The sequence below is a fragment of the Acidobacteriota bacterium genome, from assembly GCA_012517875.1.
Taxonomy (GTDB): domain Bacteria; phylum Acidobacteriota; class JAAYUB01; order JAAYUB01; family JAAYUB01; genus JAAYUB01.
The window spans coordinates 188937-200952 of record JAAYUB010000017.1 but is presented as its reverse complement, the minus strand read 5'-3'; the positions used below and the strand labels follow the sequence as shown (position 1 = coordinate 200952).

The window sequence follows — 12016 nt, the reverse complement described above, 5'->3', positions numbered from 1 at the left end:
GGATACATCAGATCGTGAATGTGTGCACGATGTGATGCTATTCGGCCACCCTTAACAACTCCCCCCTCGGGGGGAGTTGTGCACGATGTTAGTGAACATCGGTCATGAGAAAAGTTGTGCACGATGTGATGCTATTCCACACGTAATTCACAAACGAGTCGGCGTAGACGTTGAGTTCGACCGAGGTTTCTTCTCCTCCATGTATTATTTCAATGTCATCGATGTTCCAGCCGTAGGAGTTGAGATCTGGTATCTCACCTACGTCCGTAGGCCCCATGACCCAGCGAATGTAAACTGTTGGTTGGTTGTCAGCGTATGCGGAGATATCGACCGTGATTTGGGTCCAAGAAGTATCGAAAATATAGTAAAACAAGGAGACCTCAGTAAAATTGATACCATCGTTCGACACTTTTATCGTGGCATTGTCCCAGTATTCGACTCCCAACCAGCGCCAGAATCGAAGACGGGTGTTCTGCAGCGAAGAACAATCGATTGCGCTTGTTGTCAGGCACATCTCGCCCATGCTGGTCGCATAGAGCCCTTCTGCGGTGTTGTCATAGCCATACACGTTGTTACCGGTATGACCGCTGTTTGGATCTCCATTGCCCCCGTCAACCGGGGTGCCGAAAGCCCATTCGTTTTCTGGTGTATCCGGATCTTTGGTCCACCCGGGATCGGTGTCCAGATTCCATGAATGCGCCACGGTACTGGTCAAGGTCCAGCCTTCCGCCTTCACGCCAAACGCATTGCAGTCGTCGCCATTTGATCCAGCCGTGTCCACGCGCAATTCCCAATGACCGGCCATTGGATCAGTAAAATCACCCCACCCAGAGAACCAACTATTGTCGTATGAAGGTTGTTCGGTGTTCAATCCATCTTTATAATTGCCGTCCGGGTCATAAATACTATAGGTGGTTGTTGTGTTCCAACCAACACCGCCCTGAATATCATGGGTGCCACCCGTATCGGGATCAAAAACAGAAATCCGTAGTCTGTTCAGTCCCTGCGGAACTTCAATCCAATACGAGTAGTATGTGTTCAGTCCGCCGTTTGCAATGGAAGCACTGATGTAATCGCCTTTGGCTGTGGAGACGATGGAGTCGAATTTGGTGGACAACTTGGTCACCGGATGTCCGCCTGCCGACAGATAGGCAGTCAGCGAGGTGATTGCCAACAGGAGTAAAACAGCCCGAATCCCATGGATCCGCCGATTGGAGATGGGTATAGATAGAGTGTGGGTCATTTGCTCACCGCCCTGAAGGGTATGGCTAAAGTCCTGAGGGCCAAAATCCCTTATTAGTATAGCAAATCGAACATTGCGCAGATCAGGAAAACTGGTTTGGCCGGGAATGAGTCGGTTGTTCGGAGGGATCCGGTCCGGGCGATTTGTCCGTCGACGCGGTTGGGACATCGGCGGTACGACGGTCCGGGGTGCAGCGGCATGAGGTCAGGAGTGCGGCGGCAAGACACCGCTCTGGATGGGCGCGGAGCGCGCGGGGCAAGCACTTGGGGCGCGAGACGTTGCAAAATGGAGGGTCCCAGCGCCCGCTCCGCGGGAAACCAAAGCGCAGACATGTCTGCGCACTCCAAACGGGAAACCACAGCGCCGACGTGTCTGTACACTTCAAACCAATGGTCCGGCACGACGGTCTGGAGTGCGGCGGCAAGACGCCGCTCTGGATGGGCGCGGGACGCGCAGGGCAAGATCATGGAGTGCGAGCTGTCGCAATCTCGAAGATCCCGGCGCCCGCTCCGCGGGAATCCAAAGCGCAGACATGTCTGCGCACTCCAAACGGGAAACCAAAGCGCAGACGTGTCTGCGCACTCCAAACGGGAAACCAGCACGCAGACATGTCTGCGCACTCCAAACCAACACTGAGATGCATGTGGGTAGGCCAAAGCAAAATATACCCAGAAAATATTCGGACGATCAGCCGCTCATCCGTTTGTATGAGTGTACCCCCCACTCGACCACAGGAGGCAGACCATGGCTGATTGGCCCCATGCGCCGATGCACCGTCTGATTGAGAAAGGCACCTACATCGTCACTGGCGGAACCTATCTCAAGGCGCACAGAATGGACGAACCCCGCAAGCTGGACTTGGTTCAAGACTGTTTGTTCGAACTGGCCGAGCATTACGGATGGCTCCTGCAGGCCTGGTCGATCCTCATCAATCACTATCATTTCGTGGCGATGTCCCCGAAAGACCCCGCTAATCTCAAGAGCTTTCTGTCGCGCTTTCATATGCAAACGGCCAAGGCGATCAACGCGGCGGACGGTTGTCCGGGCCGCCGGGTCTGGTATCAATATTTCGAAACGCTGATCACGTATCAGGAGTCCTACTTTGCGCGTCTGCGCTACGTGCACGAAAACCCGGTCCATCACGGCCTGGTGACCCGGGCGACGGAGTATCCCTGGTGCTCGGCGGCATGGTTCGAACGAAGGGCCAATCGGGCGTTCTACAAAATCGTGAGCCGGATGAAGATCGATCGGCTGTCGATTTATGATGAGTATTGATTTATGGAGTGCGGCGGCACGACGCCGCTCTGGATGGGCGCGGAGCGCGGGGGGCAAGCACTTGGGGCGCGAGACGTTGCAAAATGGAGGGTCCCAGCGCCCGCTCCGCGGGAAACCAAAGCGCAGACACGTCTGCGCACTCCAAACGGGAAACCACAGCGCCGACGTGTCTGTACACTTCAAACCAATGGTCCGGCACGACGGTCTGGAGTGCGGCGGCACGACGCCGCTCTGGATGGGCGCGGGACGCGCAGGGCAAGATCGTGGAGTGCGAGCCGTCGCAAACCGGAGTGTCTCGGCGCCCGCTCCGCGGAAAACCAAAGCGCAGACGTGTCTGCGCACTCCAAACGGGAAACCATAGTGCAGTCGAGCCAGCGCACTCCAAACTCAGGGAGTGAAGCCTGGTGGCGATCGGCGGCGCTCAGCGGTGCAGCAGCTCCAGAACCAGGGCGGTCATGGCGGTGGCGCCGGTGCGGATGCTGGGCTCCACGGCGGCGGCGAAGCGCCCGGAGTGGAGCGGCGCCGGCGCCGCGCCGGGGGCGCGGTACGGATCGCTGGTGCCCACGCGGAACATGAGGCTGGGAATGGGCGGGTGTTGCAGCCGGTAGGCGCCGAAGTCCTCGCCGATCATCTCGGCCCGCCGGCTGACCACGCGGTCGGCGCCGAGCGCCGCGCGGAAAGCGTCCGTCGCGCGGAGGCACAGCTCCGGGTCGTTGTAGACCGCCGGCGTGAACTCGTCGCGCAGCGTCACCTCCGGCAGCCGGTCCTCGGGTACCCCGGCGGCGAGCGCCACGTGGCGGCTGATCCGGTGGACGGAGGCCAGGATCCGCTCCCGCACCGCCGCGTCGTACGAGCGGATGGTGAGCTGCAGCCGCACCGCGTCGGGGATGATGTTGGGCGCGCTGCCACCGTGGATGGCCCCCACCGTCACCACCACGCCCTCGAGGGGATCCACCTCCCGGCTGTCGATGGTCTGGAGGGCCAGCACGAGCTGCGCGGCGATCACCACGGGGTCCACGGTCAGGTGGGGGGTGGCGCCGTGGCCGCCCACGCCGCGGACGGTGATGTCCGCGGTGTCCACGTTGGCGAAGGCGAACCCTTCGGCGATGCCCACGACGCCTGCGTCCAGGTCGGGAGTGACGTGCTGGGCCACGGCGAAATCCGGCCGGGGAAACCGCGTGAACAGGCCGTCCTCGATCATGCCCCGGGCGCCCGTGCCCACCTCCTCGGCAGGCTGGGCCACCAGGAGCAGCGTGCCGGACCACTGGTCTTTGAGCGCCGCCAGCGCCCGCGCGGCGCCCACGAACACCGCCATGTGCACGTCGTGGCCGCAGGCGTGCATCACCGGCACGGTGCGCCCCTCGGCGTCGCGGCCGGTGGCGGTGCTGGCCCACGGCAGCCCGGTCTCTTCCCGGACGGGCAGGGCGTCCAGATCGGTGCGGAGCATCACCACGGGACCCGGGCCGTTGCGCAGCACGCCCACCACGCCGTGGCCGCCCACGCCGGCGGTCACGGCGGCGCCCGCGGCGGCCAGCTCCCGGGCGATCCGGGCGGAGGTGTTCACCTCCTGCCGCGACAGCTCGGGCGCTGCGTGGAGCTCCCGGCAGAGCGCCGCCAGCGCGGGCAACTCCCGCTCCACCGCCGCCGCCAGCCCGTCCGGCGCCGCGGCGGACGCGGCCGCCGCCAAGGCCAGCACCAGCCCGATCCCCGCTCCCAGTCGTTTCATGAGGCGCTCCTCGACCGTGAATGTTTCGTCTTCGGACCGGATTATACCCCGGCGGCGGGCGCCGGGGATGTTGAAATCGGGGTCCGGAGCCGTTACACTGGACGGGCCGGGTCCGGTGGTCCGGCGTCCGAGTCCGACAAAAGGAGCGAGGCATGCTGCGACGGGTATGGCAATGGGCTGCTACCGGCGCCGTGATGCTCGCGGCGGCGGTGGCCGTGGGGCTGGCCGTCGCCGGAGCGCCGGTGCCGTCGAACGCAACGGCGGACGCCGCGGCCGGCCACGCGTGGGCGCAGCCGCTGGCCCGGCCGGGCCTGCCCAACCTGCACCGCGTGTCGCCGGAGCTGTACCGCGGCGCCCAGCCCACCGCCGCGGGGATGGCGCAGTTACGGGCACTGGGGGTGCGCACCGTGGTGAACTTGCGCTCCAGCCACTCGGACGACCGGCTGCTCGAGGGCGCCGGGCTCCGCTACGTGGCGATCCCCGTCACCGCCACCTCCATCGGCGATGACGACGTGGCCCGCTTCCTGCGGGTGGTCGCCGACCCGGCGGCGCAGCCGGTGTTCGTCCACTGCCAGCACGGCGCCGACCGCACCGGGCTGATGGTGGCCATGTACCGGGTGGTGGTCCAGGACTGGCCGCGCGAGGCGGCCATCGACGAGATGGTCCGCGGCGGGTTCCATTTCCACGGCATCTACGAGCCAATGCTGGCCGGATACGTCCGCACCGCGGACCTGGTCCGGCTGCGGGAGCTCGCCGGGCTGGCGCCGGCGGCCGCGGCGGCCGAGCGGTGAAGCGCTGGTCCCGGTGGCTGGTGTGTCCGTTCGACCGTAAGGCGTCTGTGAAACGATCACAACCCGGGCCGGGCCCGCCGCCCGACCGTAAGGAGACACCATGCGCGCACTGATCCTCATCGCCGCTGTCGCCGCGCTGGCCGGCGTGATCCCGGCCGCCGGCGAGGCGCCGGATTTCGACACCTATTTCGTCGACGAGACCCTGCGGGTGGACTACTACCACGTGGGCCATGCCACAGAGGAACTCGTCACCCTGGACAAGGTCTACCGGCAGGGGATCTGGGCCGGCAGCCGCAAGCACCTCATCGATCCCTTCAACACCGGGAACTACTACGTGAAGGTGTATGACGCGGCGTCGGGACTCCTGATCTACTCCAAGGGATTCGACAGCTACTTCGGCGAGTACAAGACCACCGGCCCGGCCGGCGAGGGCGTGCGCCGGACCTTCCACGAGACCGCCCTGTTCCCCTGTCCCCGGCAGAAGGTCCGCTTCACCCTCGAGGTGCGGGGGAGGGACCGGACGCTGCGGCCGCTGTTCGCCGCCGCGATCGACCCGACCGCGGTCACCGTCGACCGGACGCCGTTGGCCGCCGATGCGATCGTCGTCGAGGCGCACACCGGCGGCGATCCCCACAGCTCCGTGGACATCGTGGTGCTGGGCGACGGCTACACCGCCGCCGAGGCGGACAAGTTCCGCGCCGACCTGCGCCGCTTTGTCGACGTGTTCTTCACCCTCGAGCCGTACAAGTCGCGCCGCGACTGGTTCAACTTCCGCGGCGTGCTCCGCCCCTCGGCCGACTCGGGCTGCGACGAGCCGAGCCGCGGCGTGTGGCGCCGCAACGCGCTGGGCGCCTCATTCGACTCGCTGGGGCTGGACCGCTACATGCTCACCGAGGAGAACCGGGCGGTGCGCGACACCGCCGCCCACGTCCCCTACGACGCCATCCTGATCATGGTGAACCAGACGCGCTACGGCGGCGGCGGGATTTACAACTTCTTCTGCACCTTCACCAGCGACAACCAGTGGCACGCCTACCTGCTCCTCCACGAGTTCGGACACTCCTTCGCCGGGTTGGCCGACGAGTACTACACGTCGGCGGTGGCCTACAACGATTTCTACCCCGCCGGCGTGGAGCCCACCGAGCCCAACATCACCGCCCTGCTGGATCCGGCGCGCCTGAAGTGGGTTGACTGCGTCACGCCGGGCACCGCCGTCCCCACGCCATGGGAGAAGGCCGAATATGACGCGCTGGCCGCCGCCGGGCAGAAGACGCGCGGCGAGCTGGACGCCCGGATCGCCCAGGCCATGCGCGACGGCGCGCCGGCCGACGAGGTGGCCCGCCTCAAGGCCGAAGCGGAGCGCCAGTCCAAAGAACACTCCGACAAATTGGACGCGTTCCTGGCCGCCAGCGCCTTCGCGGGAAAGGTGGGCGCGTTCGAGGGTGCCGGCTACTCCAGCCAGGGCCTCTACCGGCCCATGCTCGACTGCCTGATGTTCTCCAAGGGCGACAAGCCGTTCTGCAAGGTCTGCGAGCGGGCTGTGCTGCGGGTGATGGAACACTACCGCGAGTGACGCCGCCGGAGGAGCGGACCGGCCGCGCGACGGGCGTCGCCCGAGCGCTCCAGGCTTGCTCGGCGCCGCCGCTGCTGGTATGCTAGCGGACAGTCACCGTGTGAATCCATTTGGTGCGGAGGGGGCGCGATGATCACCCGCCTGGAGGCCCTGAATTTTCGGTGTTTCCGGCATCTGAGCCTGCCGCTGAGCCGGTTTCAGCTGCTGTCCGGTCCTGCAGGGAGCGGCAAAAGCGCCTGCATCGACGCCATCCGCTTCATCCACGACCTGGTCGCGGAAGACCTTGAAGCGGCCGTCCTGCGGCGGGCCGGCGATCTGAACGACCTGGTCCGCGACCGGCAAGCCAGCCGATTCGAACTGGCCGTGGAGGCGGAGATCCCCCCCGAGCTGCGGGGCCAGACCTCCTTTCCCGACTACCCCGTGGTGCGCTACGAAGTGGCGGTGGGCGCCGACGACGCGGGGCGCGGCCCAGCCATCATCGAGGAGAAGGTGCTCCTCGAGGAAACGGAGCCGGACACCGGCCAACGCGACCTGTTCCCCGTGCCCGTGACGGAGCCGGAAACCATTTTACGCTCCAGCCGCCTGCGCTCCAACCGCACCGTCATGGCCAAGGTCCCCCACGGCAACGACAACTTCTACGCCGAGGTGGACCGGCCCGAGGGCAAGTTCTGGACGCCCTCCTTCAAGTTGGGCCCCCGCCGCTCGGTGTTGGGCCACATGCCCGACGACCCGGCCCGGTTCCCCGTGGCCACGTGGTTGCGGGACCTCCTCGCCCGGGGCCTGGTGCGGGTGATTCTGGACAATGCCGCCCTGGCCCGCTCGAGCCCGCCCGGCCTGGGTGTCAAACTGAGACCGGACGGCGCCAACCTGCCCTGGGCCGTGGACGACCTGCGCCGCCGGCATCCGCAGCGGTTTCAGAACTGGCTGAATCTGCTGCGCGGCATCTGTCCCGAGATTGCCGACGTCGGGGTCGAGGAACAGCTTTCCGACCGGCACTGCCACCTGACCGTGCGCTTCGCCGACGGTCAGGTCATGACCGCCTGGCAGCTGGGCAGCGGCGTGCTCCGCCTGCTGGCCCTCACGTTGATGGCGCAGGAGAGCGACGGGCCCACCGTGATCCTGCTGGACGGCGCGGTCTGCAACCTGGCGCCCCGCGCCGAGGCGGCGGCCGTGCGGGTGCTGGCCGAAAGCCCGCTGGGGCAGGTGATTCTGACCAGCCAGTCGCCGGTGGTGCTGGCGGCAGTGGATGCGGCGGCGGTGATCGCCTGTGTCCGTGCGCCGGACGGCTCCTTGCGCCTGGTGCGCGGCACGGACCACCCGGACCTGGCCGCCTGGCAGGCCGAAGCGCGGGCGTTTGATTTCTCCGCCCGCGGCCTGCTGGACTGATGGGTACCATCACGACGGTGAGCCGGTCCGGGTGATGCCCCGGCGGGATGCCCGTCAGCACCTACGCTCAGGAACGTCCTCCCACGATGCGACGTGATCAATCGGATGGCGGCTGAATATGGCCGGACATCGCCTCGCCGGGGAACTCCGGGTAAAGCCGCTCCATGCAGTCGGGGCAGATGCCGTGGCTGAACTCCACGCAGGCATGGCTCTGGAGATAGCTTTCCACCTGATGCCAGTATCCGGAGTCGTCCCGGATCTTCTTGCACGAGGCGCAGATGGGCAACAGACCGCGCAGGGCCCGGACCTGCTGGTTGACGCTGCGCACCTTGTGGATCAGCTGTTCCCGTTCGGCCGTGATGCGCTCACGGACGGTGACGTCGGTGAAGAGCAGGACCGTCTGCCCGTGGGCCAGCTTCTGGGTGTGCCACTCGATATCCTTCATGCTGCCGTTTTTACAACGGGTCAGGAAGATCCGGCCCGAAGCCCCTTGGTCTCGCCGGAATTCCCGGACCCAAGCATCGTAGACCTGCTGGCGGTAGGCCGGATCCGGGTAGAACTTGCGGTACGACTCGCCGAGCGTGGGCAGGTCGCTCGCGGCGTAGCCCAGGATATCGATGCAGGTGTCGTTGAGGTACAGGACCCGTTCTTCGGTGTCGATGAGGGCGATGCCGAACGGCAAGTGCTCCAGCAGTCCGAGCAGTTGGGCCCGTTGCCGGGTCAGTTCGTCCCGGTCTGCTTCCGCCGCCGCAAGCTGCGCGTTCAGCCGGCGGAGTTCCTGTTGGAGCTGGCTCTTCGTCACCGTCGCGCGATTCATGGCCGTACCCCACAGTTCCGATCACCGTCTGCATGACCGGAACCGGTCCGGTTGGTGACATTCCCATCCGGCTGCGCGGGCGCGAAGGGTGGCATCCGTGGGACCCCCTGAATCGGCCTATCTAACAAATGCCGCTGTAGGGCTCACAATATGGAGAAAGCCGGACGCAGTTTGTGAGCCAAGTCACAGTTTTGGATGATCGGCCGCAGCGCCATCCGGCGGGATCGCCGAAGCCCTGGCCGCCGGATCGGGCCAGACCGAATGGCGACATTGGTTCTTGCCGCTACTTTTAACTGTGTACATCAGGTTGTCAGCCTCTTGAACCATCTCTTCCAGCGTCGGGGGAATCCGGGTGAAGGTGACCGCGCCGATGCTGGCGGTTACGGCAACGGTTTTCAAGGCAGCAAACATTCCATGGAGCGACCGGCAGACCCGCTGGAGGACGGGCTGGATCCCGTCGCTGCCGATGCCGGGGAGCAACAGCGCAAACTCGTCGCCGCCCAGTCGGGCGATCACATCCTGCTGGCGCGTGGCTCGCCGCAGGGTGCGGACGACGTTCTGCAGCAGTTCATCGCCCACCGCGTGACCCAGCGTGTCATTGACCTGCTTGAAGTTGTCGAGATCGAGATAGGCCAGGGTGATGGGTTGGCCGGACTGACGGGCCCGCTGCAGCTCCAACTCGGCCGTTTCCTCGAAGTGACGCCAGTTGGCCGCCGTGGTCAACGGGTCTTGACGAGCGAGGCTGCGTTCATGCCGCAGCATGGTGGTCAGGATCGAGAGCAGGGTGGCATGGAGCAGGAAATAGATCAGCCGGACCGTGGCGTTCCAGTATGGGATCAGCGGATGGGTGTATACCGTTCCGGAGATCAGGTCGTTGACCAGCCAGACCGCCGCGCTGAGCAGGGCAATAACATATCCGCTGCCCCGGTCTTGCAGGGTGATCAGGGAAATGGGCACCAGAAAGAATACCGAAAACGAGAGCTCGACGCCGGTGATGTAGTCGGTATAGCCGATGATCCCGACGAGGGCCAGCGTGATGCCCAGGTTGAGCCACCGGGGAAGCCGGGCCAGATGATGCATTCCGATTCTCATGGCCGATTCTCCACCGTATCAAACGATTTCTGAGGGGTTGGCGCAGACAACCTTCCGGAAACCGGCGCAGATCATTTCAGGTAATCCCCCAGCCAGCGATGGATCTCCTTCCACCAGCAGACGTTGTTCTGGGGTTTCTCGATGACGTGTCCCTCGTCGGGGAAGTAGAGCAACCGGGCCGGCACGCCCTTGACCCGGAGGGTGGTGAACAGCGACAGCCCCTCGGTCACGGGGACGCGGAAATCGATCTCGCCGTGGGTCACCAGGGTGGGGGTGGCGAACGCCGCCGCCCGCATGTGGGGGGACCACCGCTCGTACAGCTCGGGCATGGTCCACGGCGTCTCGCCCATGTCCCAGGCGGGGTACCACAGCTCTTCGGTGGCGCCGTAGAAGGCGGCCAGGTTGTAGAGGCCGGCGTGGCTCACCAGGCACTTGAAGCGGGTGGTGTGCCCCATGATCCAGTTCACCGAGTAGCCGCCGAACGAGCCGCCGACGGCGGCCTGGCGGCCGGTGTCGACGAACGGGTAGCTGGCGAGCACATGGTCCAGGCCGGCCATCAGATCCTGGTAACAGCGGCCGCCGTAGTCGCGGCTGACCTCCTCGCGGAACCGGGCGCCGTACCCCTCGCTGCCGCGGGGATTGATGAACACCCCGACATAGCCGGGCGCGGTGATGAGCGAGTGGGTGAACCAGTCCATGAGGAATTCGTCGGCCCACATGCCCTGGGGACCGCCGTGAATGACCATCACCACCGGGTATTTCCGGTCGGGATCGAACCGGGGCGGCCGGAGCAGGAAGCCGTGCACCCGCGCTCCGTCGGCGCCGGTGAACCAGAAATCTTCCAGCGCGGAGAGTTCCACCTCCTGGAGCAGTTCGCGGTTGAAGGCGGTCAGCGGTCGGGCCTCTCCGCCGGCGGCGGGCATCGTGTACAACTCGCCGGGCTGGTGCGCGTGGGAGCGGACGAACACCAGACGACGGCCGTCGGGGGTCACCCGCAGTGCGGTGACGGTGCCCGCATGGGCCAGCCGCTCCACCCGGCCGGTGGCAAGGTCGACGGTACAGATGCCGGTGCGACCCTCGTCCCGCGTGGTGAAGAACAGGCGGCTGCTGTCGGGGTGCCAGGCGAATTCGACGACGGAGCGGTCCAGGGCGGCGGTGAGGACGCGGCGCTCGCCGCTCCGACGGTCCATGACGACGAGGCGTTCGGTGTCCGACTCATAGCCGGGCTGGGCCATGGCGACGTACGCCAGGTGGCGTCCGTCCGGCGAGTAGCGCGGCTGTTTGTCCAGAGCCGGGTTCGGTGTGAGGCGTTCCGGATCGCCGCCGGCCAGGGAAACGCGGTACAGGTCGAGGTTTGTGCTCAGCGCCGGCTCCGGCGCGGTGACGCGGACAAAACACAGCTCGGCGCCCTCGGGGGAGAGATCGAAGTCGTGCCGGCTGGCCAGGGAGACGGGCGGTGTGTCGAAGTCGCCGGGGGTGAGGTCGCGCATCGTGCCGCCGGCCAGCTCCACATGGAAGACGTGGCTGCGGGCATCGCCGAGCCAGGTGTCCCACTGCCGGTACAGCAGCCGGTCGATGGTGCGGGCGGTGCACTGGGGCAGTTCCGCCCCGAAAGGATTCTCCGTCCCCGCCTGCCCCTCCGGCACTTTGCGCACCGTGCACACCAGCCCGCGGCCGTCGGGAAGCCAGAGCGGCGACCGGATGTCGGCCTTGGAATGGGTCAACCGGCGGGCCTCGCCGCCGTCGGCGGCAATGAGCCAGAGGTCCGCGACGCCGTCCCGGTCCGAGACGAAGGCGATGACCCGGCCGTCGGGAGACCAGCGGGGGGAGTGATCCGCCTTCGGCCCGGTGGTCAGCCGGCGCGGCTCGCCGCCGTCGATGGGCACAAGCCAGATGTCGCTGTCGGCGGTGTTCTCGGCCAGCGTCACGCGGGTGACGGTGACGGCCACGTGGCGGCCGTCGGGCGACACTTGCGGATCGGTCACCTCGAGAACGCGGTACAGGTCTTCGGGCTGAACGCTCCGTCGCTCGGCCGGCAGCCAGCCGGCGGCGGCCAGGACAGTCAGGAAAACGGGCCATCGAATCCACGTGCGCATGGTGTCCTCCCGATACA

At 66.0% G+C, this 12016-nt stretch carries 9 protein-coding genes; 4 read left to right on the top strand and 5 right to left on the bottom strand.

From position 1 onward, the window contains the following. Positions 1–88: 88 nt before the first annotated feature. Positions 89–1243, bottom strand: a complete 1155-nt coding sequence (locus GX414_02485) for a hypothetical protein (protein ID NLI45957.1) — start codon at positions 1241–1243, stop codon at positions 89–91. 744 nt (positions 1244–1987) lie between these two features. Here GX414_02485 and GX414_02480 point away from each other — a divergent pair. Further along, complete coding sequence (locus GX414_02480; GenBank protein ID NLI45956.1) at positions 1988–2518, top strand: hypothetical protein; 531 nt, start codon at positions 1988–1990, stop codon at positions 2516–2518. A 421-nt stretch (positions 2519–2939) separates the two neighbouring features. Here GX414_02480 and GX414_02475 read toward each other — a convergent pair whose 3' ends face one another. Continuing rightward, positions 2940–4244: an amidohydrolase gene (locus tag GX414_02475; GenBank protein NLI45955.1), complete on the bottom strand. Its 1305-nt coding sequence runs from the start codon at positions 4242–4244 to the stop codon at positions 2940–2942. 152 nt (positions 4245–4396) lie between these two features. Here GX414_02475 and GX414_02470 point away from each other — a divergent pair, with 152 nt between their 5' ends. The 3 genes from GX414_02470 to GX414_02460 all read left to right on the top strand — a co-directional run bounded on the left by GX414_02470 (position 4397) and on the right by GX414_02460 (position 7994). Further along, complete coding sequence (locus tag GX414_02470) at positions 4397–5035, top strand: dual specificity protein phosphatase family protein (protein NLI45954.1); 639 nt, start codon at positions 4397–4399, stop codon at positions 5033–5035. A 100-nt stretch (positions 5036–5135) separates the two neighbouring features. Then, complete coding sequence (locus GX414_02465; GenBank protein NLI45953.1) at positions 5136–6608, top strand: peptidase M64; 1473 nt, start codon at positions 5136–5138, stop codon at positions 6606–6608. Between the two features lie 129 nt (positions 6609–6737). After that, complete coding sequence (locus GX414_02460) at positions 6738–7994, top strand: ATP-binding protein (GenBank protein ID NLI45952.1); 1257 nt, start codon at positions 6738–6740, stop codon at positions 7992–7994. 97 nt (positions 7995–8091) lie between these two features. Here GX414_02460 and GX414_02455 read toward each other — a convergent pair whose 3' ends face one another. From GX414_02455 to GX414_02445, 3 genes are all read right to left on the bottom strand, one after another. Continuing rightward, complete coding sequence (locus tag GX414_02455; GenBank protein ID NLI45951.1) at positions 8092–8811, bottom strand: PAS domain S-box protein; 720 nt, start codon at positions 8809–8811, stop codon at positions 8092–8094. A gap of 183 nt (positions 8812–8994) precedes the next feature. Continuing rightward, the gene (locus GX414_02450; GenBank protein NLI45950.1) at positions 8995–9903 is read right to left on the bottom strand and encodes a GGDEF domain-containing protein; all 909 of its coding nucleotides are present in this window, start codon (positions 9901–9903) and stop codon (positions 8995–8997) included. 71 nt (positions 9904–9974) lie between these two features. Next, positions 9975–11999, bottom strand: a complete 2025-nt coding sequence (locus tag GX414_02445; GenBank protein NLI45949.1) for a S9 family peptidase — start codon at positions 11997–11999, stop codon at positions 9975–9977. Positions 12000–12016 lie beyond the last annotated feature (17 nt).

Bases quoted from the DNA above. Each gene is read 5' to 3' on its own strand.
- GX414_02485 (NLI45957.1), bottom strand. From the start codon at position 1,243: ATGACCCACACTCTATCTATACCCATCTCCAATCGGCGGATCCATGGG.
- GX414_02480 (NLI45956.1), top strand. From the start codon at position 1,988: ATGGCTGATTGGCCCCATGCGCCGATGCACCGTCTGATTGAGAAAGGC.
- GX414_02475 (NLI45955.1), bottom strand. From the start codon at position 4,244: ATGAAACGACTGGGAGCGGGGATCGGGCTGGTGCTGGCCTTGGCGGCG.
- GX414_02470 (NLI45954.1), top strand. From the start codon at position 4,397: ATGCTGCGACGGGTATGGCAATGGGCTGCTACCGGCGCCGTGATGCTC.
- GX414_02465 (NLI45953.1), top strand. From the start codon at position 5,136: ATGCGCGCACTGATCCTCATCGCCGCTGTCGCCGCGCTGGCCGGCGTG.
- GX414_02460 (NLI45952.1), top strand. From the start codon at position 6,738: ATGATCACCCGCCTGGAGGCCCTGAATTTTCGGTGTTTCCGGCATCTG.
- GX414_02455 (NLI45951.1), bottom strand. From the start codon at position 8,811: ATGAATCGCGCGACGGTGACGAAGAGCCAGCTCCAACAGGAACTCCGC.
- GX414_02450 (NLI45950.1), bottom strand. From the start codon at position 9,903: ATGAGAATCGGAATGCATCATCTGGCCCGGCTTCCCCGGTGGCTCAAC.
- GX414_02445 (NLI45949.1), bottom strand. From the start codon at position 11,999: ATGCGCACGTGGATTCGATGGCCCGTTTTCCTGACTGTCCTGGCCGCC.